The following is a 23456-nucleotide window of genomic DNA, read 5'->3' on the forward strand; positions in this document are numbered from 1 at the left end:
GGGTAGCTTCCGAGGTGCTGGGACTTCCGCAGCCGCTACGACACGGGCACAAACGGGCACGCAGAGGCACAGGGGTGGGTTGGGATGAGTGACAGCGCGACGGTGGAGCTGGACGCGGGCCTGGAGAAGCACCGCACCGAACTGACCGGGTACTGCTATCGCATGCTGGGCTCGGCCTTCGAGGCCGAGGACGCCGTGCAGGACACGATGGTCCGCGCCTGGCGCAGCTTCGACAAGTTCGAGGGCCGCTCCAGCCTCCGCTCCTGGCTGTACCGCATCGCGACGAACGTCTGCCTGGACATGCTGAACGCGGGCAACCGCCGCGCCCGCCCCATGGACCTCACCGCCTCCACGCCCCTGGCCCAGGCGGCCCTGACCCCCCGCGCGGACAACGTCTGGCTGGAGCCGATACCGGACGGCCGGGTCCTGCCCACCATCGGCGACCCCGCCGAGGCCGCCGTCGCCAAGGAGTCGGTGCGCCTCGCCTTCATCGCCGCCCTGCAGCAACTGCCCGCCAAGCAGCGGGCGGTGCTGATCCTGCGCGAAGTCCTGGCGTGGAAGGCCAGCGAGGTCGCCGAGCTGCTCGGCACGACGGTCGCGTCCGTCAACAGCGCCCTCCAGCGCGCCCGCGCCACCCTCGCCGACCGCCCGGCCGACGACACGGCGACGTCGGACCCGCTGGACGAGGAGCAGCAGAAGCTCCTCGACCGCTACGTCACCGCCTTCGAGGGCTATGACATGGCGGCCCTGACCGCCCTCCTGCACGAGGACGCGGTCATGACGATGCCCCCGTTCGACCTGTGGCTGCGCGGCCCGCAGGACATCACGGGCTTCATGTCGACCATGGGCGCCCAGTGCGAGGGCTCCCGGCTGCTGCCCGTCGCGGTCAACGGCACCCCCGGCTTCGCGCAGTACAAGCCCGACCCCGACAAGGGCGGTTACATGCCCTGGGCGATCCAGGTCATCGAGATCTCAGCGGGCCGTGTCGCCGGATTCCACTGCTTCCTCGACACCCAGCGGTGGTTCCCGCTCTTCGGGGTCCCCCTCCACCTCGACGCATAGCTCCGCGAGACCGACGAGCCGGAGCAGCGCCCACAGGGCCGGGGTGGGATCCCGCAGCCGCAGCCCCACCCCCGCCCTGCGGGCGGCCAGTCTGAGCCGGGCCACCGCCTCCACGGTCACGAGGTCGGCGGTGGTCACCCCGCCGACGTCGCAGATCACCTCGGCGGCGCCGGACGCGAGCGCGACGGCGCGCAGGTCGGCGACCAGCCGCGGTAGGTCGTCCTGACGGACGGGCCCGCTCATGACCAGCAGGTTCGGCGAATGTGCTTGGGAGACTGCCACGTTAGGGGGACCGCTCGCGCCTCCGGAACTCATCGGTGGGCCCCGGACTCCTCCCGCGCCCGCCGGGCCTCAGGCCCGCCCCGGGCCTCTGTGGCGCGAACCGTTCCGGCTCTCCCGGGTCGCACGGGGTCCCCGCCGGCACCTGCCGACTCCGGGCGTGCACGGCGCATGCGGCACCACCCTCGTGCCTCCTCCGAGGGGCGAAAACCATCCACTTCACCGGATCAGGTGGGACGGGCGTCCCCGGTGCGTAGCGCCGAATCGCCCTGGGCACTGTCCGCTTCGGCGTGGGGTTCCACGCCAACGGCCAAAGAGAGGCAGGCCCTTCATGCAGCACGACGACGTGTACGAACCCCCGGCCATGGTGGAAGTCGGTGACTTCGCCGAACTGACCCGCGGCGAGCCCCTGGGCGCGTTCTACGAGGGCGGATTCCCGCCCTACGAGTGGTACCTCGGCCCCAGCTGACCCCAGACCGACAGCACATGACTGGTGACATGCCATGAGCGGTGACGTGTGGTTCACGGTCCTTCCCGACGGTGAATCCGGCGTGGCCGCGGCGCGGCTCCTGCGCCCCCGCGCCACCGAGACCATCGCCCACGCCTCCGGCCGGCCCTGGCTGCTGGGCAGTTGGCCGGACGGACACGTGACGGTGGGAACGGCGGGGGCGCGGCGAGTCGCGGTGATCGGGCGCTGCCCGGTCACCGCCGAGGAACTGTCCGCGCGGGCGGGACGCCTGCGTGACATCGAGGACTCCGACGGCGTGGAGCGGGCCGCCCGCGGCCTGACCGGCAGCTTCCACCTCCTCGCCACCGCCGACGGCACGGTCAGGGCCCGGGGGAGCGCGTCCGGGGTGCGGCGGCTCTTCCACGCCCGGGTGGCCGGGGTGTCCGTCGCCGCCGACCGGGCGGACCGGCTCGCCGCCGTGACCGGCGCGAGTCCCGACGAACGGCTCCTCGCCGCACACCTGTTGTCCTCGCCGCTCCCGTATCCGCTGGACGACCTCTGCGTGTGGCAGGGCGTGCGCGCCCTGCGGTCGCAGGACTGCCTGCTGCTCGACGCGGACGGGCGGGCCCGCACCCGGCGGTGGTGGACCCCGCCCGAGCCGGAGCTCGGGTGGCGCGAGGGCGTGCCCGCGGTGCGGGCGGCGCTGACCGCCGCGGTGGCGGCCTGCGTGGCGGGCCGGGGCACGGTGAGCGCGGACCTCACCGGTGGCCTGGACTCCACCAGCCTGTGCTTCCTGGCCGCCCGCGAGCAGGACCGCGCCCGGCCCGCCGGGGCGAAGCTGGTGACGCTGCGCTGGCAGAGCCTCGACCCGGAGAACGACGACGCGACCTGGGCCGCGCGCGCCGCCGCCCAGCTGCCCGACAGCGAGCACATCACGCCCGACCACGATCAAACGCCCCTCTGGTACAGCGACTTGACGGCCCTCACCGGCGCCGCCGTCCCCACCGACGAGCCGGGGCCGTGGGTGCGCGACGGCGCGAGGATGGCGGCGCTCTGCCGCCTCATGACCGGCCGGGGCTCCCGCCTGCACCTGATGGGCGGCGGCGGGGACGAGCTGTTCAGCACCTTCCCGCCCCACCTGCACGACTACGTACGAAGCCATCCGCTGGCCGCGTACAGCCGCATCCGCACCCAACGCGCCTCCCAGCACTGGCCGCTCGGACCGCTCCTGCGCCAGCTCGCCGACCGCAGGACCTTCGCCCAGTGGCTGACCGCGTGGGCCGAGGGCCTGGGCGTCGCCGAGCCGTCCTCGGCGGCCCTGGTCCGCGGTGCCCCTTCGACGGCGTGGGGCGTCGACCTGCGCATGCCGCCCTGGGCGACCCCCGACGCGGTCCGGGCCGTCCGCGGCCTGCTCCTGGAAGCCGCCGAGAACGCCGAGACCGCCGAACCCCTCGCGCCCCGGCGCGGCCAGCACACCGCGCTCGCGTGCGTACGCACCGGCGGGCGCGGCCTGCGGCAACTGGACCAGGTGACCTCCGCCCGCGGCCTGGGGCAGGCCGCGCCCTACCTCGACGACGCGGTGATCGAGGCGGCCCTCGCCATCCGCGTGGCCGAGCGCGGCTCCCCCGGCCGCTACAAGCCGGTGCTCGCCGAGGCGGTGCGCGGCACCGTGCCCGACGACGTCCTGCGACGCCACACGAAGGGCGAGTACAGCACCGACTTCCACACGGCGCTGCGCCACAACCGCGGCGCCCTCGTCGAGCTGTTCGACGACTCCCGGCTCGCCCGCGCCGGACTGGTCGACGACGCGGCCGTGCGCGCGTCGCTGCTTGGGGTGCACCCCACCCCGGAGGGCCTGCGCTCCCTGAGCTCCAGCCTGGGCACCGAGATCTGGCTCCGCGCCGCGCGCACCACCCGGCCGGACACCACGCCGACATCGACCACAGAAGGAGCACAGTGACCCCGCCCCGGCCCCCGATCCCGCCCCCGACCTCGCCCCCGCCTCCGGCACACCCGCTGCCCCGGCCCCTGACCCTGCGCCCCGACGTCTGCGCGACGGACACGGAGGACGGCATGGTCCTCCTGGACGAGGTCACCGGCCGCTACTGGCAGCTCAACCGCACCGCCGCCCTGGTCCTGCGCGGCCTCCTCGACGGCGCCGCACCCCCGGACACGGCCCGCGCCCTGCGCGCCGCCTACCCCCGCCTCACCCCGGAACGCGCCGACGCCGACACGGACTCGATCACCCGCGCCCTCCTGGCCGCCCACCTGGTGGTGCCCGCATGAACCAGACGAGCGCACACCCCGATGGTGGTGCCCGCATGAGCCAGCCGATGGCGGTGCCCGCATGAGCCAGTCGATGGTGCCCGCGACCCGCACCCGCCTGCCCCTGCGCCACCGTCCCCCCGCCTTGCTGGCCACGGCCGCGGCCCGCCTGATCGTCGCGTTCAGACCGCACCGCATCCGCCGCGCGCTGTCCATGGTCCGCCGCGGCGCCACCCCCGCCACGACCGACCAGGCCCTGGCCGCCCGCGCGGCCGTCGTCGCGGTCAGCGCCCGCTGCGCCGGCGAGGGCTGCCTCCAACGCTCCGTGGCGACCGCCCTCCTGTGCAGGATGCGCGGGGTGTGGCCGGACTGGTGCACGGGCGTGCGCACAGCCCCGTTCCGCGCCCACGCCTGGGTGGAGGTCGACGGCCGACCGGTGGGGGAGCCGCAGGGGCAGGGGCAGTTCCGGCGGATGATGGTGGTGGGGCCCCCGCCGGACAAGCACCTGCCGAGCAAGCAGAGCTGAGCCCGGGCGGGCCCCGGCGACCTACACCCCCCTCAACACCGGCGCCCCCGCGCCCCCCTCACCGATCCCGCGCCAACCGATAGAGCTCGGCGAAGAGCCCGTCCCGGGCCAGCAGCGTCGCGAAGTCGCCCTCCTCGCGGATGCGCCCCCGGTCCAGGACGACGACGCGGTCCGCGATGCGGGCGTTCTCCAGGCCCTGGGTGACGAAGACAGCGGCCTTGCCCGCCGCCAGTTCCTTGAAGCGGCGGATCACCAGGTACTCGGCGCGGGGGTCCATCGCCGAGGTGGGCTCGTCGAGCATGAGCATCGCGGCGTCGCGGTAGAAGGCGCGCGCGACGGCGATGCGCTGCCACTGGCCGCCGGACAGGTCGGTGCCGCCCCAGTGGGAGCCCGCGACCAGCGTGTCCAGGCCGTGCGGGGCGTCCGCGATGACGCGGTCGGCACCGGAGGCCCGGGCGGCGTCGAGGAGGAGGGCGTCGGTCTCGGAGCGGGGCTGGCCGAGGTGGATGTTGGCGCGCAGGTCCATCGGCCAGCGCGTGAAGTCCTGGGGTACGAGGCCGACCTTCGCCCACACGGTGTGCGGGTCGGCCTCGGCGAGGTCGGTGCCGTCCCAGCTGACCGTGCCGGTGGAGGCGATGCGAAGCCCGGTGAGCAGGGCGGACAGGGTGCTCTTGCCGGACCCGTTCTCGCCCACGAGCGCGACGAGTTCGCCGCGCCGCAGGGTGAGACTGACGCCGTCGACCGCCGGGGTGGCCGCGCCCGGATAGGTGTAACTCACCTTCTCGGCCCGGATCTCGGCGGGCCCCCCGTCCGGAATCGCCACGGACCCCCGCACCGCCCGCAGCGCCGCCGCCCGGCGCAGGAACGCCTGCCAGTCCTCCAGGTACAGGCTGGTGCGGAAGAGCCGGGCGGCGGCCAGGACCAGCGAGGTCAGCGCGCCGGTGGAGGTGCGGACGGCGACGACGGCCGTGGCCGCGAGCGCGAGGTCAAGCCGCCCGCTCGCGGCGAGCAGGCCGAGCGCGGCCCACGTCGAGACGAGCATCAGACCGCTGAGGCTCGCGCCGAGCAGCGTGACGCGCAGGACGCGGGGCGCGGCCCGGCGGTGGGTGGCCTTGATCCGGCCGGTGATCTCCGCGTACCAGTCGGAGAGGAACGCGGCCATCGTGGTGGCGCGCACCTCGGCCGCGGTGCGCTGGTGCGTGGCGTGGTGCCGCAGCAGGTACCGCAGATGGCTGTCCGCGGTGTTCTGGTGGTCGGCGCGGTGCTGGATGCGCGCGGTGGTGACGGCGGCGGCGCCCTTGGGGGCCACGGCGAGGACGAGGAGCGGCAGCAGTACGGGGTGGAGCAGGGTCAGGACCGTGGCTGCGGCGGCGAGTTGGCCGAGCGCGGACACCAGCGCCTGGGCGTCGGCGATCAGGTTCTCGGTCGCCTCCGCGCCGCGCCCCGCGGCCTGCAGCCGGTCGCCGAAGCCGGGTTGGTCGTACGCCTCCAGCTCCACCCGAGGCGCGGCCGCCAGGATCTGGAGGTCCGCCTCGGACGCGACCTCCGGGGCGAGCCGGGCGGAGGCGTAGGCGCCGACCGCGTCGGCCCCGGCGCGCACCCCGGCGGCGACGGCGACCACGACCAGCGCGGGAGCGGCCGCCGCCACCCGCTCCGCCACCGGCCCCCCGTGGAACAACTGCGCCAGCGCGCCCGGCAGCGCGGCCAGCCCCACGGCCGCCGCCGCCACGACGGCCACCTGACACCCGGCGAGCCACAGCATCGCGGTCCGGTCGGCGGCCCACCCCAGCCGCGCGGCGGCCCCGAGCGTGCGGGGCAACCGCCCGGCCATCCGCCACCAGGACGCGTCAGCGATGTCCTCGAACCGCGGATCACTACGAAGGCCCACCTGCTGAGGGGAATTGGTCACCCGCTCATGCTGGAGCGCCAGGTCACGCGTGTGGGCCCAAAGCCCCCAAACACCCCCGCAAGGGGTGAAGTTGGCAGTCGCGGCACCTTTCAGCCCGCCTCGGGGAAGTTCTCAGCCCGTCCGGCGTTTGAGGACGAGGCCGCAGGCCGATCGGCGGAGGACGGTCCCACCCGCACCGGACGCCCGCCCAGCGCAGTGCAACGTCCCTCAGCGCAGCGTCTTACCGAAGCCAGAAGCCAACGGCATCCGTAACCCCAACGGCGGCGGCGCGGCCAACGCGTCCTCGACCGGCCGGGCGTACCGATGCCCGAACAACGCCCCCTGCACGAAGTTCGCGGCCAGCGCCTGCACCTCGGCGTGATGCTGACTGAGCCGATGCCCGTCCGAGTGGACCTCGAACCGGCACACGTCCCGGTTCGCCTTCTTGGCCCGCTCGGCGAGCCGGAACGACAGCTCGGGGTCGGTCCGCTCGTCATTGGTGCCGTGGACGATCATCACGTGCCGCCCGACGAGCTGCTTCACCGGCTCCGGCGGCGCGGCCACATCGTCCTCGGGCAGCCAAGGGGCCAGCGCCAGCACGGAGTTGACGGCACTGTGCCCGGCGGACCGCAGCGCCGCCCGGCCGCCCATGTCGACGCCGACGAGACACACGGGCACATCGCCGTAGCGGCGTACGACCTCGTCGGCCGCCCACTCGGCGTCACGCGCGAGCTGCGCCTCCGCGCCGTTCCAGCCGGCGACCCGATAGTGCACGACGTGCGCCGCGAGCCCGTCGGCCTGCCCGGACCGGGCGAGGTGCCGCCCGAGGGAACGTATCGCCGCATGGGCGAGGAGGGAGGGCTTGCGGGTGGACGTCTCGTGGCCGCCCGGAAGGAGCAGCGCCACCGCGCTCACCGTCGAGGGGCGCGTGCCGACCACACGCCCGAGCCTGGCCGTGCGCACGGGACGGGACGTCGCTTGCTGTGCCATGGCAGAACAGTGTCAGAAGTCATGGTGTATGCCACCTGTCCGCAGGGTCACTGTTACATATCGACCCAGTGAGTTCTACGCGCGTAGGAGTTAGAGTGCGGAAATGACGAGCCAGACCAGCAAGATCAGCGCAGCGAGCGACCGCCCGGGCCGCCCGGGCCACCCCGGCACCCCCGACTCGGAGCAGATCCGCCGCGCCCCGAAGGTCCTCCTCCACGACCACCTCGACGGCGGCCTGCGCCCCGGCACCATCGTCGACCTGGCCCGGGAGAACGGGTACGAAGGCCTGCCCGAGACCGACCCCGACAAGCTCGGCGTCTGGTTCCGCGAGGCGGCCGACTCCGGCTCCCTGGAGCGGTACTTGGAGACGTTCGCCCACACCTGCGCCGTCATGCAGACCCGCGAGGCCCTGTTCCGCGTCGCCGCCGAGTGCGCCGAGGACCTGGCCGAGGACGGCGTCGTCTACGCCGAGATCCGCTACGCCCCCGAGCAGCACCTGGAGGGCGGCCTCAGCCTCGAAGAGGTCGTCGAGGCCGTGAACGACGGCTTCCGCGAGGGCGAGCGCCGCGCCAAGGCGAACGGCCACCGCATCCGCGTCGGCGCGCTCCTCACCGCCATGCGGCACGCCGCCCGCGCCCTGGAGATCGCCGAACTCGCCAACCGCTACCGCGATCTCGGCGTCGTCGGCTTCGACATCGCGGGCGCCGAGGCCGGCTTCCCTCCCACCCGCCACCTGGACGCGTTCGAGTACCTGAAGCGGGAGAACAACCACTTCACCATCCACGCCGGTGAGGCCTTCGGCCTGCCGTCGATCTGGCAGGCCCTGCAGTGGTGCGGCGCCGACCGCCTCGGCCACGGCGTGCGCATCATCGACGACATCAAGGTCGCCGACGACGGCACGGTCCAGCTCGGCCGCCTCGCCTCCTACGTCCGCGACAAGCGGATCCCGCTGGAGCTGTGCCCGAGCTCGAACCTGCAGACCGGCGCCGCGGCCTCGTACGCCGAGCACCCCATCGGCCTGCTCCGCAAGCTGCACTTCCGGGCGACCGTCAACACCGACAACCGCCTGATGTCCGGCACCAGCATGAGCCGCGAGTTCGAGCACCTGGTCGGCACCTTCGGCTACACGCTCGACGACATGCAGTGGTTCACCGTCAATGCGATGAAGTCGGCGTTCATTCCTTTCGATGAACGACTTGCCATGATCAATGACGTCATCAAGCCCGGCTACGCCGAGCTGAAGTCCGAGTGGCTCTTCCGCCAGACGGTCTCGACCAGCGGGTCCGTCGACAGCTAAACGGATTTTGTACGTCAACACGGCGGTCGGGAGGAGTAACTCCCGGCCGCTTTCGACTGTTTGCGGGCTGTACCAGCGGGTGCTTACCGTCGAGCCCCGCTCAACGCCCCCGTCATCAAGGACGCATTCAACATGAAGCAGTCTGCCGTCAAGACCCTCGGTGTCGCCGCCCTCGGTGCCGCCTTCGCCGCCACGGGCGCCGGTGCCGCGAGCGCCGCGGCCGGGCCGGACGCCGTGGGCGCCCTGGGCACGGTCGCCTCGACGCTGCCGCTGGAGGAGACCGCCCAGAGCCTGCCCGACGGGGCCCCCGAGGCCCTGGCCGCCGGTCACAGCGCGCTCCAGAGCGGCCTGAAGTCCGCCCAGCCCACCACCGACAAGCTCCTCCCGCTCGGCGGCGACGACGAGGGCGAGGACGGCGCGGCCGACCGCGCGCTCGGCACCAAGCCCGCGCCGAAGCCCGCCGACCCGGTCAAGGGCCTGCTCGGCGGCATCCCCGTCGCCCAGGGCCTGGGCACCAACGCCCTCCCCACCGACACGGTGACCGGCGCGCTGCCCACGAACGCGCTGCCCACGAACGCCCTGCCCACGAGCGCGCTGCCCACCCAGGGCCTGCCGCTGGGGAGCCTCCCCGTCCAGGGCCTGCCGCTCGGCTGACCCGAACCGCACGGCACACGCACGACGGGGCGCACCCTGTAGGGGGTGCGCCCCGTCGGCATGCGCGGGTCCTGCCCGTGCCGTACGTGGGTCCTGTCCGTCGGCGTACCGGACAGCTGCCGTCGTCACCAGGCCGTCTTCGCCTTGTTCTCGTTCGGGAGCACGATCCACATGGCGATGTAGAGCAGGAACTGCGGTCCCGGCAGCAGGCAGGAGAGCACGAACGCGACGCGCACGGTCGTGGCGGACCAGCCGAAGCGGCGGGCGATGGCAGCGCACACGCCGCCGATCATGCGGCCGTCGGTGGGGCGGGCAAGGGCGGACATGGGGGCTCCTTGTGGACCGTGGTCGGGTCTGGGCGGGAGGCTTCGGCTTGTCGTCGCCTCGATGTACCCAAGGTAGGTCCGCGAAAGGGGCAAAGCGTCAGGCTACGGAGCGATACCGACCCTGGGAATCTTCGGGGTCGCCCCCTGCGGGGCGTCCTCCCTGAGGCGGGCCGCACGGGGCCGCGCGGAGGACCGGCGGCGGCGCAGCCGGGCCCGTGCCGCGGGCACCACGGCGACATGGGCGAGCGCCACGCCCAGCGTGTTCAGGAGCAGCGAGTCGACGTCCACGACCTGACCGGGCACCCCGGTCTGCAGCAGCTCGATGCCCAGGGACAGCAGCGCGCCCGCCGCGACCGTACGGGCGAGCGACGCGAGCCGCGAGACGTCGAGACGCCCCCCGACCAGCGGAAGCAGCACCCCGAGCGGCGCGAGAAGCAGCAGCGCCCCGCCGATCTGCCGGGCCGCCTGCTCCGGGCCGCGCTCCAGGTCCGCCTTGATGCCGGCCAGCGGCTCCAGGTTCGCGGCGCTCACCCAGGGCACGTCCAGCGGGCGCAGCGTGATCCACGCGACGACCAGGAGATGCGCGGCGAGGAGTACCCCTCCCGCCGCGCGAAAGCGAATGGCGGCACCGCGCCCGCCCGAGCCTTGACGCACGCCCCCCAAGACGCCGACGGCGGCGGGATCGGTTCCGTAGCCGCTCGACCTCCTGCGGGCGAGGTCGGGAAGGCCGCGGCCCCCGGACGCTAGGAATCGAGCGACTGCGACGGCGGCGACACCGTGCCGGGGCGGGCCCGCACGGCCTGTGTGCACTCGTAGCGCTCCAGGCCGGTCCCGGGAGGTCCGCCCAGGACGACGGAGCCGTCGCCGTCCGACGCGGCGCTGTCCGCGTAGGTGCACACGATCTGCGCGAGCGCGTGCGAGGAGAGGCTCTGCGGGCGGGTGCTCAGCCGCAGCGCCTCGTCCGGGTCGTTCCGCTGGGGGCCGGTGACGGTCATGCCGCGGCGCACGTCCGTGGAGTACCCGGCTTGCTTCGCGGCCTGGGACGGCGGCACCGACAGCTCGTCGAGGAGCGCCTGCGCGATCCGCACCCGGTCCGTGGACGCCTTCTCGGTGGGGATCCGCACCGTCCGGTCGACGATCACCAGCTGCGACGCGCACACCAGGAAGATCTGCACGGGCACGCCGGTGGACTCGGCGCGCGAGGAGACGTCCGGGCCCGACGCCACGCACGGCACCCGCGAGGGCGCGGGACCGAAGTCGGTCGGCACCTCCGTGGAGCGGATGCCGCAGCCGGCCAGCGTGGCGGTGAGCACGGCGGTGGCGAGCGCGGCGCTCAGCCGTCGCCTGGTCATGTCGCTTCCTTGCCTTCCTCGGAGCGCTCCTCGCCCCGTTCCCCGTCGGCGTCCGCCCCGGCCTCCTGGTCGGGACCGGGCTCCGCCGTCAGCGGCGAGGCGTCCCGCGGCAGCCGCAGCGTGAACACCGCGCCCCCGGCCGAGGAGTTGGCCGCGGTGATCTCACCGCCGTGGATGTGCGCGTTCTCCAGGGCGATGGAGAGCCCGAGCCCGCTGCCCTCCGACCGCGGCCGGGACGCGCTGGCCTTGTAGAACCGGTCGAAGACGTGCGGCAGGACGTCCTCGGGAATGCCCGGACCGCCATCGCGTACGGAGATGACCAGGCTGTCGCCGTCCAGGCGCACCGACACCTTCACCGGGGAGCCGCCGTGCTTGAGGGCGTTGCCGATGAGGTTGGCGAGGATCACGTCCAGGCGGCGCGGGTCGAGGCGGGCCATGGTGCCGCGCTCGGCGTCGAGGTCGACGGCGTCGAGCCAGGCGCGGGCGTCGATGCACGCGGTGATCTGGTCGGCGATGTCGACGTCGTCCAGGACGAGGCGGGCGGTGCCCGCGTCGAAGCGGGTGACCTCCATCAGGTTCTCGACCAGGTCGTTCAGGCGCCGGGTCTCGCTGACGACGAGGCGCACGGCGGGCTCGATCATGGGGTCGACGGAGCCGGTCTCGGCGTCCAGCTCCTCCTCCAGGACCTCCGTGACGGCGGTGATCGCGGTCAGCGGGGTGCGCAGCTCGTGCGACATGTCCGCCACGAAGCGGCGGCTCGCCTCGTCGCGGGCGCTCATGTCCGCGACCTTCTTCTCCAGGTTCTCCGCGGTGCGGTTGAACGTACGCGACAGATCCGCCAGCTCGTCCGTGCCCGACACCCGAAGGCGCGTGTCCAGCTTGCCCTCGCCGAGCCTGCGCGCCGCGACCCCCAGTCGGTGCACGGGTTTCAGGACGGTCGTCGCGGCGGCCTGCGCGAGCAGGGCCGAGCCGACGAGGGCGAGCGCCGTGGCGATGGCCAGGGACCAGCCGAGCGAGCTGAGGTCCTTGGCCTCCGGTTCGAGCGACTTGAGCATGTAGCCCGTCGGCCCGCCGCCGATCACCTTCGCCCCGCCCACCAGGTACGGCGTGCCGTGGTCCACGGTCCGCTGCCAGTACAGGTGGTACGGGCTCTTGTTGCCGGAGGAGAGCGACTGCTCCTTCTTGACGGCGTCCCGCAGCGACTTCGGCACCTTGGCGAGCGTGAAGGCGTCCAGGTCGGAGTAGCCGTACACCTGGTCGCCGCTGGCGTTCTCACTGATCAGGAGCACGCTGTAGCGCTGGCTGCTGTTCGCCATCTGCCCGGCGGCGGCCTGCAGCTCGTCCTGCGTGGGGTTCAGCGGCAGCGCGCCCGCGCGGGTCTGCAACTGCTGCCGGAAGTCCTTCAGGGCCGCGTCCTGCGCGCGCGTCAGGACGGCCTCGCGGTTCAGCCAGTACGCGATGCCGGACGCGGACACGGCGGCGGTCAGCGCCACCAGCGCGAACACCACGACCAGACGCAGCCGCAGACTGGTGAAGCGCAGGCCGGACAGGATCGCCTTGCGGGCCGCGGGCAGCCCGCGGAGCTTGTCGTGCGGTTTGGTCACTGAGGCGTGTCCAGCCGGTATCCCACGCCGCGCACCGTACGGATCAGCGTCGGCGAGGACGGCACGTCCTCCACCTTCGCGCGCAGCCGCTGCACGCAGGCGTCGACGAGCCGCGAGTCGCCGAGGTAGTCGTGCTCCCACACCAGGCGGAGCAACTGCTGGCGCGACAGCGCCTGCCCGGGCCTGCGGCTCAGTTCGAGCAGCAGCCGCAGCTCCGTCGGCGTCAGCTGCAGGTCCTCGCCGTTCTTCGTCACCGTCATCGCCGCACGGTCGATCACGAGCGAACCGAACGTCGCCGCGTCGTTCGCCTCGCGCTCGCCGCGGCGCAGGACCGCGCGGATACGAGCGTCGAGCACCCGCCCCTGCACGGGTTTGACCACATAGTCGTCGGCCCCGGACTCCAGGCCCACGACCACGTCGATGTCGTCGTTGCGCGCGGTCAGCAGGATGATCGGCAGCTGGTCGGTGCGCCGGATGCGACGGCACACCTCGAAGCCGTCGATGCCCGGCAGCATCACATCCAGCACGATCAGGTCCGGCCGCTGCTCGCTGAGCAGCTTGAGACCGTCCTCGCCGGTGGCAGCGGTGGCCACCCGGTGTCCCTGGCGCGTCAGCGAAAGCTCCAGGGCCGTCCGGATGGCGTCGTCGTCCTCGATCAGCAACAGGGAAGGCACAAACGTCATTCTGTCCCATGGTGCGGGCCCAGTTCGACTGTTGGCGGGGGTCTCACACCGCACCCACACGAGTAAGGGGAGCCCTTTCGGTGCCACGAGGCCTGTTGCAGGCCTGTGACAGTCGGGGGACACCGCCATGAAGTGGGCCGGGCAGAGTTTTGGTCACACGGAAATCCCAGACTCCACGACGGGGGGCGCGAGATGAACACGCTGCACAGCACCAGCTCAAGCGCAGTTGTCACGCGTCTGCACGACGTCCACCGGAGTTCTGAGAAGCACGAGAAGTCCGGTGCCGTGAGCGGGCGGGGGTGCGCTCGCGGCACCGGGCGTCAGCACACCACGTACATGACGGTGGTTGACGCACTCAAGGGCGGCGGTGACGGGGGAGCTCACGGGGGAGCCGCGTACAGGGAGGTCTCGGGGGAGCGGACGCAGTCCCGGACGGCGAGCGAGGACGCCGAAGCGGCGTTCACCGCCTACGTCCAGGAGCGCCGCGCCTCCCTGTACGCCACCGCCTACCACCTGACCGGTGACCGGTTCGAGGCCGAGGACCTGCTGCAGAGCGCCCTCTTCTCCACGTACCGCGCCTGGGACAGGATCAGCGACAAGGCCGCCGTCGGTGGCTATCTGCGGCGCACGATGACGAACCTGCACATCAGCGCCTGGCGCCGCCGCAAGCTCAACGAGTACCCGACCGAGGAACTGCCGGAGACGGTGGGCGACACGGACGCGATGCGCGGCACCGAGCTGCGCGCCGTGCTGTGGCAGGCCCTCGCCCGGCTGCCCGAACTCCAGCGCACCATGCTGGTCCTCCGTTACTACGAGGGCCGTACGGACCCGGAGATCGCGGACATCCTCGACATCAGTGTGGGCACGGTGAAGTCCAGCATCTGGCGGTCGCTCCGCCGGCTGCGCGAGGACGAGGTCCTCAGCTTCGGCCGTGACCAGGAGGAGTCCTTCGGCGAACTGGTCGCCTGAGGACGGGGGGACACGGGGCCGCCGCTTCGGGGGAAGCGGCGGAAGCAGTTGATGGGGGACCACCCGGGGGAACTGGGGGGTGGTGGGACCTCATGGGGGGAAACGGGGTCCACGGGGGACACGGGGACCCACGGGGGAAACGGGGAAGAACAGACAGCGGGACCGGAAGGCCGGGGGGTCTTTCCGGGCCCGCTGTTTGGCGTTCGCGCGGCGCGTGCCCCGCTCAGGCCGCCGCGCGGGCCTTGACGCAGCGGCCCGCCGCCGCGGCCGCGAGGCGCCCGAGGGCCTCCTCCTTGCCGCAGGCGTGCGCGCCGAGCGCCGTCTGGCGGGCCACGATCGAGCGCTCGGCGCGCATCAGGCGCCAGCCCCGGCGCAGCAGGAACGGCACGGACTTGCGGCCCTCGCGCAGATCGCGCAGGAGGCGGCGTCGGAACGTCGTCGAGGGGCGGCCGCGCAGGCAGATCGCGTCCGCGAGCACCCCCATCTCACGGCAGCGGTCCACGATGTCGGCGGCGAAGATGCCCTCCGCGACGAACAGCGGCGTGCGCTCGATGTCGAGGGACTCCTCGCCGGTGCGCGAGCTCGTGGCGATGTCGTACACCGGGACCCGGGTGCGGCCGGTGCGGCACAGCTCGCCGATCGCGGCGAGGGCGACGTCGGCGTCCCAGGACAGCGGGGAGTCCCAGTCGATGTCCGAAGTGCCGGCGACCTGAGGCAGCGACGGGTCGGTGCCTTCCTTGTAGAAGTCGTCGAGGCACAGCACGGGCAGTCCCGTGCGGGACGCGAACGACGACTTGCCCGAGCCGGAGGGGCCGGCGAGCAGCACGACTCGGGTGGGTATCGGGGGATGGGAACCCAAAGCTGTGAACCTTTTCACCAGTGGTCTCGCCGACGGGGCGGCTGTGGCTGTCCCCTTTCGGCCCTGCTGACCCCCGTGGCCCTGGTCGGCCCCGCCCTGCGGGCATGGCTCGTCGGCGGTGGTCCGCGCCATTATCAACCGGTGTGCGCCGGGTGCCCAGACCCGGGGCGGCGACAATGTGCGGCCGCCCCGGACCGGCTTGCGGAAGCGTTACTTCTGTGCACCGGGGCGAGACTTCTGTGCACCGGGGCGGGCGAGATGGTGGAAGGCGACCTCCGGGTTCGTGGCGCTCGGGCCGTTCAGGATGGGCCGGGGGCGGTCGCGCAGGTGCTGGTCGAAGAAGGCGCCGACGTAAGCGCCGGTGATTGATGCGGCGCGGTGGCCCGGGAGGCCGTCCGGGGTGTCCTCGCCCAGTTGGCCTGCCAGTGGTGCCAGGTCGGTGAAGGCGAAGTGGTCCGCGCCCGCCACCCGGAGCCAGCGCTTCCAGCCGCTGAGGCTGTTCCAGGTGGCCTCCCAGACCTTGTCCCGGCCGCTGTGGTCCGCCGCCGTGCCCATCATCAGCATCGGGCGGCCCGACAGGTCGGACGCGGGTCCGACGTCGACGAACGGCCCGTCCATGTTCACCGCCGCCCGCACCCGGGCGTCGCCCGCCGTGGCCGCCGCCGCGCCCGCGCCGCCGAGCGAGTGCCCGGCCATGCCGACGCGCTTCTTGTCGATCAGGTCCGCGTGCCGCCACACCGGGCGGGCTCCGGTCAGCCGGTCCAGGACGAAGCGCAGGTCCTTGGCGCGGCCCTTCGCGGCGGGCCCGACGGTGTTCTCGTCGACCCGGCCGCAAGCCGCGCACGGCAGGATCCCCCGGCCGGGGAACTCCACGCCGACGGCCTCGTAGGCGTGGTCGACGACCGCGACGACGTACCCCCGGCTCGTCAGCTCCTCGGCCAGGCCCGTCAGGGTGGTGCCCGGCACGGAGAAGCCCGGTGACAGGACCACCAGGGGGTACGAGCCGGGGGCGGGGCGCGCGCCGGTGCGGGTGTGGGTGCGGGTGCCGCTCAGGACCTCCGCCGGGACACCCTCGATGCCCCGGTCCTCCAGGAAGAGCCGGGCGCCCTTCACGCTCATGTACGTCGCCGGGGTGCCGGTGCCCTTCCGGGCGGGGTAGTACAGCGACACCATCAGCTCCCGGTCGCCGGACCTCGGCACCCACGGGTCGCGGCGGCTGTGGTCCGTCAGGTGGAGGGACGTGCGGCCGACGGCGCGGGGGCCGGTCGGCTTCGGCAGGCGCAGTTGCGGGCTCGGGACCTGGGGCCGGGCGTTCGCGGTACTGTCCCGGGCGGCCGCTGCGGTGACCGGGGCCGCTTGGGCTCCGGTGGCGAGGGCCGTGGCCCCGCCGGTGAGGGCGCAGGTGAGAAGGGCGGCGAGGGCCCTGTGACGGTGCGGATTCATGGGTGTGGGCTCCTGGTCTCACGGCCGCACCCGTTCGCTGCGGGCGGCCTCGGCGACTTCAACGTAGGAGCCGGGGGCGGCCGGGCGAGTCCCGCCGGAGAGCCAACTCCGGGCGTGGCTCCGGGGAGCCAGTCGGCCCGGGGCGCCCGTCCTCAGCCCCGCCCGCCACCCGGTACGACGAGGCCGCACTCGTACGCGAAGACCGCCGCCTGGGTGCGGTCGCGCAGGTGGAGTTTGTGCAGGATCCGGCCCACGTGGGTCTTGACCGTCTCCTCGGCGACGGTGAGCGCCGCGGCGATCTCCGTGTTGGACAGGCCCTGCGCGATCCGGGCGAGCACCTCCGTCTCCCGGCCGGTCAGCCCCTCGACGCGGGCGCCGGAGGCCCGCACAGGTCCGGTGCCGAGACGGGCGAACTCCGCGATGAGACGCCGGGTGAGGTCCGGCGAGAGCAGCGCGTCGCCGCCCGCCACCACGCGCACCGCCTCGGCGAGTTCGACGCCCGACGCGTCCTTGAGCAGAAAGCCCGCGGCGCCCGCGCGCAGCGCCTCGTACACGTACTCGTCGAGGTTGAAGGTGGTCAGGACCAGGACCTTCGGATGGGTGTCGGGGTGCGCGGTGATGCGGCGGGTCGCGTCGATGCCGTCGACGCCGGGCATGCGGATGTCCATGACGATCACGTCGGGACGCAGGTCCGCCGCGAGCTGTACGGCCTCCGCCCCGTCCCGTGCCGTCCCGACGACGTCGATGTCCGGCTGGGCGCCGAGCAGGACCGAGAAGGCGTCCCGGACCATCGCCTGGTCGTCGGCGATCACCACGCGGATCGTCATGCGGGGGAGTCCTTGTCGGTGCGGGGGGAGACGGTGGGGGTGGGTGCGGGGGTGGTGCGGGTGGGGAGGGTCGCGGTCACTTCGTACCCGCCCTCCGGTGCGGGGCCCGCGACGAAGTCGCCGTCGAGCATGGCGACGCGCTCCCGCATGCCCGTGAGGCCGTGCCCCGCGCCCGGCGAGGGCGGGGCGGTCCCGGCGGCCGGGCCGTTGGTGACGCGCAGGGCCAACGTGGTGCGACCGTAGCCGAGTTCCACCGTCGTGGGGGCGCCCGGGGCGTGCCGCAGGGTGTTGCTGAGCGCCTCCTGGACGATCCGGTACGCCGACAGCTCCACGCCCGGCGGGAGCGCGCGGCGCGTTCCCGTCACGCGCGCGGACACCGGCAGCCCGGCCGCCCGCACCTGGGACACGAGGGCGTCGAGCTGGTCGAGGGAGGGCTGCGGGGCGGTGTCGGCCGGGGTGCCGTCGGTGGACTCCGCGCGAAGCAGGCCGAGCAGTCGGCGCAGCTCGGCCAGGCCCTCCAGGGCGTTCGCGCGGATCGACGCCAGCTCCGTGACCAGCTCGCGCGGCGGGTCCTGGACGCGGTAGGGGGCTGCGTCGGCCTGGATGGAGATCAGCGACATGTGGTGGGCCACCACGTCGTGCAGCTCGCGGGCGATGCGGGCGCGCTCCTCCAGGACCGTGCGCCGCGCCCGCTCCGCCGCCGTCGCCTCGATCTGTTCGGCCAGGCGGGCGCGGTCCTCGCGGCGGCCCCGGCGGATCGCTCCCGCGAGGAGGGCCCCGGCGTACAGGGCGGTGCCGGTCGCGACCGTCGACCACGAGCCGACGCCCGCGCCGAGGAGTTTCAGGGCCGCGCCCAGGGCCGCGCTCAGGACTGCCGCCGTCGTCGCCGGGAGCAGGGGGACGCGCAGGGCCAGCAGGAACAGGACGCTCGCCTGCACCACCCAGGCCCACAACTCGTTGTCGTGCGTGGGCGGGTGGCCGAGGGCGACGGCCGTGAAGCAGGCGAGCGACAGCCAGTACGCGAGGGGCGGCCTGCGCAGGGCGAGCAGCAGCGTGGCCGCGTGGGCCACCGCCAGGAGCCGTGCCGTGAGGTCGGCGCCCGTCGCGGAGAGCGCCACGGCCACGAGGGCCACGAGGGCGTGGGGGAGGTGGCGGAGGGGGCGGGGCCAGGTGAGTGGGGGGAGGGGGGTGGGGGTGGAGGTGAGGAGGGGCTTGAGGGAGATGAGGAGGGGGCTGAGGGGGGCGAGGAGGGGTTTGAGGGGGGTGGGGAGTCTGGTGGGGCGGGAGTCGTTCGTAGGTCGGGTGGCGGGCACGGTGAGGTCCTTCGGGCGGGGCGTGGTGGGTGCCGGTGGGCCCGGTGGTGGTGACGCTATGCGACCGCGGGGGTGGTGCGCGTCCCGCTCAGGGGCGGTTTCGGGGGGTAGCTCCCTAGGGGGAGGCGGAGGGCCGGGGTGGGGCTTTTGGTGGGGGTTTGGGGTTCTGTGGGGTGGTCAGGATGGGGGTTTTGTTTGGTTGTGGGCGGGGTTTCGTGAGGTGGGGGGCGAGGTTTCGTGAGGTGGTGGGGGTGGAGGTGGTCTTTGATATGCGGGGGCCGGTTCAACTACTCTTCGTGCACGCTCGATTACCTATGTGTGCTCCGTAGAGGCGGTCCTCATGGCTCGAAACCCTGCACGTGACTCGGCGCGGCACGCGGCGTCGAAGACTTCCCCCGCGTCCCGGGCGCTGCTGCGCGCGGGGCTCGGTGTCTCCATGGCGGGGGCGGCGTTGGGGCTGGGGAGTGGGGTCGCCGGGGCGGCGCCCGCGGTGGTGCCGGCCGCGGGGCTGGCCACGCCGGTGGGGGACGTCGATCCCAACACGGCTGGGAACGCGCTCGCCGATGGGTTGCATCGGGCTACTGCCGGGGGGTTGGGGGCCGCGAAGAATCTGCGGCTCAATCCGTTGGCCGGGACGGGGGTTGATCCGCTCGACAACGCGGTGGGGACTCAGGTGGCCGACTTCAAGCCGGTGTCCACGGCGATGGCCACGGGGCCGTTGACCCAGGGTGGGTCGTTGGCGGAGATGCCGGTTGTGGGGGCGGTGGTTGGGGTGTTGCCCGGATAGGCCCTGCGGGGCATTCCCCAGTCCCGCCCCTTCTCCGAAACCGGGGCTTCGCCCCTGGACCCCGGGGGTGGGTGTCCCGTGCGGGTGGGACGGTCCGCCGCCGGATCGGCGCTTCGCGCCTCGTCCTCAAACGCCGGACGGGCTGATATGGGGCGGGCCAGGGCTGATATGTGCCGGGCCAGGGCGGAAGGTGCCCGTTCAGGGCCGGAAGGTGCCGGTTCAGGGCCGGAAGGTGCCGGTTCAGAGCCGGAAGGTGCCGGTTCAGGGCCGGAAGGTGTCGGTGTGTCCCGGCTGGAAACGCCCTCAGCCCGCCCTGGACGGCGGGCGGGCTGAGGGGGTCGGGGGTGGGTGGGTCAGTACGCCGAGCCCGAGGCGCCCAGGGAGCCCGTGGGGTGCCAGACCGTCTTGGTCTCCAGGAACGTGGTCAGGCGGTGGGTGCCGGGGGCGGTGGTGAAGTCCGCGTCGGTTTCCACAGCCTGTGGACGCAGTACGCGCTTGAGGTTGTCCGCCGCCGCGATCTCCAGGTCCTTCGCCAGGTCGGCGTCCGCGCCGGCCAGGTCCAGGCCGTTCACGTCCTGGTGGGCGGCGAGGGGGAGGGCCAGCTCCGCGGTCCGGCCGCTGAGGACGTTGACGACGCCGCCCGGCAGGTCCGACGTGGCCAGGACCTCGCCGAGGGAGAGGGCAGGGAGCGGGGACTTCTCGGAGGCGATGACGACCACCGTGTTGCCCGCGGCGATCGCGGGGGCCACCACCGACACCAGGCCCAGGAACGAGGACTCCTGGGGCGCGACGACGGTGACGACGCCGGTCGGCTCGGGCGTGGAGAGGTTGAAGAACGGGCCCGCGACCGGGTTCGCCCCGCCCACGACCTGCGCGACCTTGTCCGTCCAGCCCGCGTACCAGACCCAGCGGTCGACGGTCGCGTCCACGACGGCGGCCGCCTTGGACTTCGACAGGCCCTCCGCCTCGGCGACCTCGCGCACGAACTGCTCGCGGCGGCCCTCCAGCATCTCGGCCACGCGGTAGAGGATCTGGCCGCGCAGGTACGCCGTCGCCGTCGACCAGCCGCCGAAGGCCTTGCGCGCCGCCACGACGGCGTCCCGTGCGTCCTTGCGGGAGGAGAGGGGGGCGTTCGCCAGCCAGTTGCCCTTTGAGTCGCTCACCTCGTACACCCGGCCGCTCTCGGAACGCGGGAACTTGCCGCCCACGTACAGCTTGTAGGTCTTGAACACAGTCAAGCGCTCGGACTTCTCAGACATCGAGGTACGCCTCCAGGCCGTGGCGGCCGCCCTCGCGGCCGAAGCCCGACTCCTTGTAGCCGCCGAAGGGCGAGGTCGGGTCGAACTTGTTGAACGTGTTGGCCCAGACGACCCCGGCACGGAGCCTGTTCGCGACCGCGAGGATGCGCGAGCCCTTCTCGGTCCAGATGCCCGCCGACAGGCCGTACTGCGTGTTGTTGGCCTTGGCCACGGCCTCTTCCGGGGTGCGGAAGGTGAGGACCGACAGGACCGGGCCGAAGATCTCGTCGCGGGCCACGGTGTGCGCCTGCGTGACGTTCGTGAACAGCGTCGGGGCGAACCAGTAGCCCGACGTGGGGAGTTCACAGGGGGCCGACCAGCGCTCGGCGCCCTCCGCCTCGCCCGTCTCGGCGAGCGCCGTGATGCGGGCCAGCTGCTCGGCGGAGTTGATCGCGCCGATGTCGGTGTTCTTGTCGAGCGGGTCGCCGAGGCGGAGGGTCGACAGACGGCGCTTGAGGCTGTCGAGGAGTTCGTCCTGGATCGACTCCTGGACCAGGAGGCGGCTGCCCGCGCAGCAGACCTGGCCCTGGTTGAAGAAGATGCCCGTGACGATGCCCTCGACGGCCTGGTCGATCGGCGCGTCGTCGAAGACGATGTTCGCGCCCTTGCCGCCCAGCTCCAGGGTGAGCTTCTTGTCCGTGCCCGCGACCGTCCGCGCGATCTGCTTGCCGACGGCCGTGGAGCCGGTGAAGGCCACCTTGTTCACGTCCGGGTGCGCGGTCAGGGCCGCGCCCGCGTCGCCGTACCCGGGAAGGATGTTGACGACGCCCTTGGGCAGGCCCGCCTGGCGGCAGATGTCCGCGAAGAACAGCGCCGAGAGCGGGGTCGTCTCGGCGGGCTTGAGGACCACCGTGTTGCCCGTCGCGAGGGCCGGGGCGATCTTCCACGCCAGCATCAGGAGCGGGAAGTTCCAGGGGATGACCTGGCCCGCGACGCCGAGCGGGCGCGGGTTCGCACCGTAGCCGGCGTGGTCGAGCTTGTCGGCCCAGCCCGCGTAGTAGAAGAAGTGCGCGGCGACCAGCGGGAGGTCCGCGTCGCGGGTCTCCTTGATCGGCTTGCCGTTGTCGAGGGTCTCCAGGACGGCGAGCTCGCGGCTGCGCTCCTGGATGATGCGGGCGATGCGGAAGAGGTACTTCGCACGCTCGGCGCCCGGCAGCGCGGACCACTTCTCGAAGGCCTTGCGGGCCGCCTTCACGGCGCGGTCGACATCGGCCTCGCCCGCCTGCGCGACCTCGGAGAGGACCTCCTCGGTCGACGGCGAGACGGACTTGAAGACCTTGCCGTCGGCCGCCTCCGTGAACTCGCCGTCGATGAACAGGCCGTAGGAGGGGGCGATGTCGACGACCGAGCGGGACTCGGGTGCCGGTGCGTACTCGAATGCAGATGACACGTTTTCGCTCTTCATGGGTCTCAGTCCACCGTCACGTAGTCGGGGCCGGAGTAGCGTCCGGTGGCCAGCTTCTGGCGCTGCATCAGCAGATCGTTGAGCAGGCTCGACGCGCCGAAGCGGAACCAGTGGTTGTCCAGCCAGTCCGCGCCCGCGGTCTCGTTGACCAGGACCAGGAACTTGATGGCGTCCTTGGACGTCCGGATGCCGCCGGCGGGCTTCACGCCCACCTGGACGCCGGTCTGCGCGCGGAAGTCGCGGACGGCCTCCAGCATCAGGAGGGTGTTCGCGGGGGTCGCGTTCACCCCGACCTTGCCGGTCGACGTCTTGATGAAGTCCGCGCCCGCGAGCATGCCGATCCAGCTCGCGCGCCGGATGTTGTCGTACGTCGAGAGTTCGCCGGTCTCGAAGATCACCTTCAGGCGGGCCTGCGCGGAGGCCTCCTTCACGGCGACGATCTCCTCGTACACCTTCATGTAGTCGCCGGCGAGGAACGCGCCCCGGTCGATGACCATGTCGATCTCGTCGGCGCCCGCGGCCACCGCGTCGCGGACGTCGGCCAGCTTCACGTCCAGGGCCGCGCGGCCCGCCGGGAACGCCGTCGCCACCGAGGCGACCTTCACGTCCGTGCCCGCCACGGCCTGCTTCGCCGTGGCCACCATGTCCGGGTACACACAGACCGCGGCCGTGCGTGGCGTCGTGCGGTCCGTCGGGTCCGGGTGGACGGCCTTCGCGCCGAGTGCGCGGACCTTGCCCGCGGTGTCGGCGCCCTCCAGGGTCGTCAGGTCGATCATGGAGATGGCCAGGTCGATGGCGTACGCCTTGGCCGAGGTCTTGATCGAACGCGTCCCGAGAGCGGTGGCGCGGGCCTCCAGGCCGACCGCGTCCACGCCCGGCAGGCCGTGCAGGAAGCGGCGGAGTGTCGATGCCGACGTGGTGACGTCAGCGAAGGGTGGCGGCGGCCCTGCGGGCGCGGCTGTCCTTGGGGGTGATGGCGTCGTCGGCATAGTCACGAGGGGAGCATATCTACGCGCGTAGCGGCCTGTACAGGGGGCGGTTCGGGATGTGGTGCGGGTGGGGGCCTCGCGGGGGCGCCCCAGGCCCGCCCCTTCTCCGAAACCGGGGGCTGCGCCCCCTGGGCCCCGCTTGTCGGCGCTTCGCGCCTCGTCCTCAAACGCCGGACGGGCTGAAAACAGCCC

The 23456-nt window shown here is 73.1% G+C and carries 24 protein-coding genes; 9 read left to right on the forward strand and 15 right to left on the reverse strand.

What is annotated here, in order from left to right; genetic code table 11:
• The first annotated feature begins 84 nt into the window (after positions 1 to 84).
• On the forward strand, positions 85 to 1062 hold the full coding sequence (locus ACFVHO_RS16395; protein WP_385714144.1) for a sigma-70 family RNA polymerase sigma factor: 978 nt from the start codon (positions 85 to 87) through the stop codon (positions 1060 to 1062).
• Here ACFVHO_RS16395 and ACFVHO_RS16400 read toward each other — a convergent pair.
• Complete coding sequence (locus ACFVHO_RS16400; protein ID WP_385714147.1) at positions 973 to 1305, reverse strand: STAS domain-containing protein; 333 nt, start codon at positions 1303 to 1305, stop codon at positions 973 to 975. The two genes, ACFVHO_RS16395 and ACFVHO_RS16400, sit on opposite strands and share 90 nt — an antisense overlap.
• A 367-nt stretch (positions 1306 to 1672) precedes the next feature.
• Here ACFVHO_RS16400 and ACFVHO_RS16405 point away from each other — a divergent pair, with 367 nt between their 5' ends.
• The 4 genes from ACFVHO_RS16405 to ACFVHO_RS16420 all read left to right on the forward strand — a co-directional run bounded on the left by ACFVHO_RS16405 (position 1673) and on the right by ACFVHO_RS16420 (position 4580).
• Positions 1673 to 1810 carry a lasso RiPP family leader peptide-containing protein gene (locus ACFVHO_RS16405; RefSeq protein ID WP_385714150.1) on the forward strand — a complete coding sequence of 46 codons (138 nt, stop codon included), beginning with the start codon at positions 1673 to 1675 and terminating at the stop codon, positions 1808 to 1810.
• 34 nt (positions 1811 to 1844) lie between these two features.
• A complete protein-coding gene (locus tag ACFVHO_RS16410) occupies positions 1845 to 3749 on the forward strand; it encodes an asparagine synthase-related protein (RefSeq protein ID WP_385714153.1) in 1905 nt (634 codons plus the stop codon).
• A complete protein-coding gene (locus ACFVHO_RS16415; RefSeq protein ID WP_385714156.1) occupies positions 3746 to 4075 on the forward strand; it encodes a lasso peptide biosynthesis PqqD family chaperone in 330 nt (109 codons plus the stop codon). The genes ACFVHO_RS16410 and ACFVHO_RS16415 overlap by 4 nt, the downstream gene beginning before the upstream one ends.
• Before the next feature lie 61 nt (positions 4076 to 4136).
• Entirely contained in the window at positions 4137 to 4580 is a 444-nt protein-coding gene (locus tag ACFVHO_RS16420; RefSeq protein WP_385714158.1) for a lasso peptide biosynthesis B2 protein, read from the forward strand.
• A 58-nt stretch (positions 4581 to 4638) separates the two neighbouring features.
• On the opposite strand, the gene ACFVHO_RS16425 is transcribed toward ACFVHO_RS16420, so the two are convergent.
• Positions 4639 to 6489 carry an ATP-binding cassette domain-containing protein gene (locus ACFVHO_RS16425; protein WP_385714161.1) on the reverse strand — a complete coding sequence of 617 codons (1851 nt, stop codon included), beginning with the start codon at positions 6487 to 6489 and terminating at the stop codon, positions 4639 to 4641.
• A gap of 207 nt (positions 6490 to 6696) precedes the next feature.
• Positions 6697 to 7458, reverse strand: coding sequence for an alpha/beta hydrolase (locus ACFVHO_RS16430; RefSeq protein WP_385714164.1), 762 nt, complete (start codon positions 7456 to 7458; stop codon positions 6697 to 6699).
• 103 nt (positions 7459 to 7561) lie between these two features.
• On the opposite strand from ACFVHO_RS16430, the gene ACFVHO_RS16435 reads away from it, so the two are divergent.
• Both ACFVHO_RS16435 and ACFVHO_RS16440 read left to right on the forward strand, forming a co-directional pair.
• On the forward strand, positions 7562 to 8755 hold the full coding sequence (locus ACFVHO_RS16435) for an adenosine deaminase (protein ID WP_385714167.1): 1194 nt from the start codon (positions 7562 to 7564) through the stop codon (positions 8753 to 8755).
• Between the two features lie 132 nt (positions 8756 to 8887).
• Complete coding sequence (locus tag ACFVHO_RS16440) at positions 8888 to 9409, forward strand: ATP-binding protein (protein WP_385714170.1); 522 nt, start codon at positions 8888 to 8890, stop codon at positions 9407 to 9409.
• A gap of 125 nt (positions 9410 to 9534) precedes the next feature.
• Here ACFVHO_RS16440 and ACFVHO_RS16445 read toward each other — a convergent pair whose 3' ends face one another.
• From ACFVHO_RS16445 to afsQ1, 5 genes are all read right to left on the reverse strand, one after another.
• Positions 9535 to 9735 (reverse strand): PspC domain-containing protein, encoded by a 201-nt coding sequence (locus ACFVHO_RS16445; protein ID WP_030362876.1) that lies wholly within the window; start codon positions 9733 to 9735, stop codon positions 9535 to 9537.
• A gap of 102 nt (positions 9736 to 9837) precedes the next feature.
• Positions 9838 to 10389, reverse strand: a complete 552-nt coding sequence (locus ACFVHO_RS16450; RefSeq protein WP_385714173.1) for a VanZ family protein — start codon at positions 10387 to 10389, stop codon at positions 9838 to 9840.
• An 89-nt stretch (positions 10390 to 10478) separates the two neighbouring features.
• Positions 10479 to 11087, reverse strand: coding sequence for a hypothetical protein (locus ACFVHO_RS16455; protein WP_385714175.1), 609 nt, complete (start codon positions 11085 to 11087; stop codon positions 10479 to 10481).
• Positions 11084 to 12691, reverse strand: coding sequence for an ATP-binding protein (locus tag ACFVHO_RS16460; protein ID WP_385714178.1), 1608 nt, complete (start codon positions 12689 to 12691; stop codon positions 11084 to 11086). Before ACFVHO_RS16460 ends, ACFVHO_RS16455 begins: the two co-directional genes overlap by 4 nt.
• Positions 12688 to 13365 carry a two-component system response regulator AfsQ1 gene (gene afsQ1, locus ACFVHO_RS16465; RefSeq protein WP_037659607.1) on the reverse strand — a complete coding sequence of 226 codons (678 nt, stop codon included), beginning with the start codon at positions 13363 to 13365 and terminating at the stop codon, positions 12688 to 12690. The genes ACFVHO_RS16460 and afsQ1 overlap by 4 nt, the downstream gene beginning before the upstream one ends.
• Positions 13366 to 13566: 201 nt before the next feature.
• Between afsQ1 and ACFVHO_RS16470 the strand changes: the two genes are divergently transcribed.
• Entirely contained in the window at positions 13567 to 14343 is a 777-nt protein-coding gene (locus ACFVHO_RS16470; RefSeq protein WP_385714181.1) for a SigE family RNA polymerase sigma factor, read from the forward strand.
• 223 nt (positions 14344 to 14566) lie between these two features.
• Here ACFVHO_RS16470 and ACFVHO_RS16475 read toward each other — a convergent pair whose 3' ends face one another.
• The 4 genes from ACFVHO_RS16475 to ACFVHO_RS16490 all read right to left on the reverse strand — a co-directional run bounded on the left by ACFVHO_RS16475 (position 14567) and on the right by ACFVHO_RS16490 (position 18785).
• Entirely contained in the window at positions 14567 to 15202 is a 636-nt protein-coding gene (locus ACFVHO_RS16475) for a uridine kinase (RefSeq protein ID WP_385714184.1), read from the reverse strand.
• Positions 15203 to 15412: 210 nt separating this feature from the next.
• The gene (locus ACFVHO_RS16480) at positions 15413 to 16645 is read right to left on the reverse strand and encodes an alpha/beta hydrolase family protein (RefSeq protein ID WP_385714186.1); all 1233 of its coding nucleotides are present in this window, start codon (positions 16643 to 16645) and stop codon (positions 15413 to 15415) included.
• A gap of 152 nt (positions 16646 to 16797) precedes the next feature.
• Positions 16798 to 17472 (reverse strand): response regulator, encoded by a 675-nt coding sequence (locus ACFVHO_RS16485; RefSeq protein ID WP_385714189.1) that lies wholly within the window; start codon positions 17470 to 17472, stop codon positions 16798 to 16800.
• Positions 17469 to 18785, reverse strand: coding sequence for a sensor histidine kinase (locus tag ACFVHO_RS16490; protein WP_385714192.1), 1317 nt, complete (start codon positions 18783 to 18785; stop codon positions 17469 to 17471). The genes ACFVHO_RS16485 and ACFVHO_RS16490 overlap by 4 nt, the downstream gene beginning before the upstream one ends.
• A 340-nt stretch (positions 18786 to 19125) precedes the next feature.
• Between ACFVHO_RS16490 and ACFVHO_RS16495 the strand changes: the two genes are divergently transcribed.
• Positions 19126 to 19572, forward strand: a complete 447-nt coding sequence (locus ACFVHO_RS16495) for a hypothetical protein (RefSeq protein ID WP_385714195.1) — start codon at positions 19126 to 19128, stop codon at positions 19570 to 19572.
• Between the two features lie 353 nt (positions 19573 to 19925).
• On the opposite strand, the gene ACFVHO_RS16500 is transcribed toward ACFVHO_RS16495, so the two are convergent.
• Genes ACFVHO_RS16500 through deoC form a run of 3 tightly spaced genes read right to left on the reverse strand, consistent with a single transcriptional unit; the run spans position 19926 to position 23264 of the window.
• On the reverse strand, positions 19926 to 20831 hold the full coding sequence (locus tag ACFVHO_RS16500) for an aldehyde dehydrogenase family protein (protein WP_385714197.1): 906 nt from the start codon (positions 20829 to 20831) through the stop codon (positions 19926 to 19928).
• Positions 20824 to 22260 (reverse strand): aldehyde dehydrogenase family protein, encoded by a 1437-nt coding sequence (locus ACFVHO_RS16505; protein ID WP_385714303.1) that lies wholly within the window; start codon positions 22258 to 22260, stop codon positions 20824 to 20826. Before ACFVHO_RS16505 ends, ACFVHO_RS16500 begins: the two co-directional genes overlap by 8 nt.
• A gap of 20 nt (positions 22261 to 22280) precedes the next feature.
• The gene (gene deoC / locus ACFVHO_RS16510; protein WP_385714306.1) at positions 22281 to 23264 is read right to left on the reverse strand and encodes a deoxyribose-phosphate aldolase; all 984 of its coding nucleotides are present in this window, start codon (positions 23262 to 23264) and stop codon (positions 22281 to 22283) included.
• Positions 23265 to 23456: the final 192 nt, after the last annotated feature.

It is taken from the genome of Streptomyces sp. NPDC127108 (genome assembly GCF_042677545.1).
Taxonomy (GTDB): domain Bacteria; phylum Actinomycetota; class Actinomycetes; order Streptomycetales; family Streptomycetaceae; genus Streptomyces.

Coding starts and splice junctions, on each gene's coding strand:
- ACFVHO_RS16455 (WP_385714175.1), bottom strand. CDS start 11,087: ATGACCAGGCGACGGCTGAGCGCCGCGCTCGCCACCGCCGTGCTCACC.
- ACFVHO_RS16440 (WP_385714170.1), top strand. CDS start 8,888: ATGAAGCAGTCTGCCGTCAAGACCCTCGGTGTCGCCGCCCTCGGTGCC.
- ACFVHO_RS16405 (WP_385714150.1), top strand. CDS start 1,673: ATGCAGCACGACGACGTGTACGAACCCCCGGCCATGGTGGAAGTCGGT.
- ACFVHO_RS16435 (WP_385714167.1), top strand. CDS start 7,562: ATGACGAGCCAGACCAGCAAGATCAGCGCAGCGAGCGACCGCCCGGGC.
- ACFVHO_RS16430 (WP_385714164.1), bottom strand. CDS start 7,458: ATGGCACAGCAAGCGACGTCCCGTCCCGTGCGCACGGCCAGGCTCGGG.
- ACFVHO_RS16395 (WP_385714144.1), top strand. CDS start 85: ATGAGTGACAGCGCGACGGTGGAGCTGGACGCGGGCCTGGAGAAGCAC.
- deoC (WP_385714306.1), bottom strand. CDS start 23,264: ATGCCGACGACGCCATCACCCCCAAGGACAGCCGCGCCCGCAGGGCCG.
- ACFVHO_RS16480 (WP_385714186.1), bottom strand. CDS start 16,645: ATGAATCCGCACCGTCACAGGGCCCTCGCCGCCCTTCTCACCTGCGCC.
- ACFVHO_RS16445 (WP_030362876.1), bottom strand. CDS start 9,735: ATGTCCGCCCTTGCCCGCCCCACCGACGGCCGCATGATCGGCGGCGTG.
- ACFVHO_RS16420 (WP_385714158.1), top strand. CDS start 4,137: ATGAGCCAGTCGATGGTGCCCGCGACCCGCACCCGCCTGCCCCTGCGC.
- ACFVHO_RS16495 (WP_385714195.1), top strand. CDS start 19,126: ATGGCTCGAAACCCTGCACGTGACTCGGCGCGGCACGCGGCGTCGAAG.
- ACFVHO_RS16485 (WP_385714189.1), bottom strand. CDS start 17,472: ATGACGATCCGCGTGGTGATCGCCGACGACCAGGCGATGGTCCGGGAC.
- ACFVHO_RS16410 (WP_385714153.1), top strand. CDS start 1,845: ATGAGCGGTGACGTGTGGTTCACGGTCCTTCCCGACGGTGAATCCGGC.
- ACFVHO_RS16470 (WP_385714181.1), top strand. CDS start 13,567: ATGAACACGCTGCACAGCACCAGCTCAAGCGCAGTTGTCACGCGTCTG.
- ACFVHO_RS16500 (WP_385714197.1), bottom strand. CDS start 20,831: ATGTCTGAGAAGTCCGAGCGCTTGACTGTGTTCAAGACCTACAAGCTG.
- ACFVHO_RS16400 (WP_385714147.1), bottom strand. CDS start 1,305: ATGAGCGGGCCCGTCCGTCAGGACGACCTACCGCGGCTGGTCGCCGAC.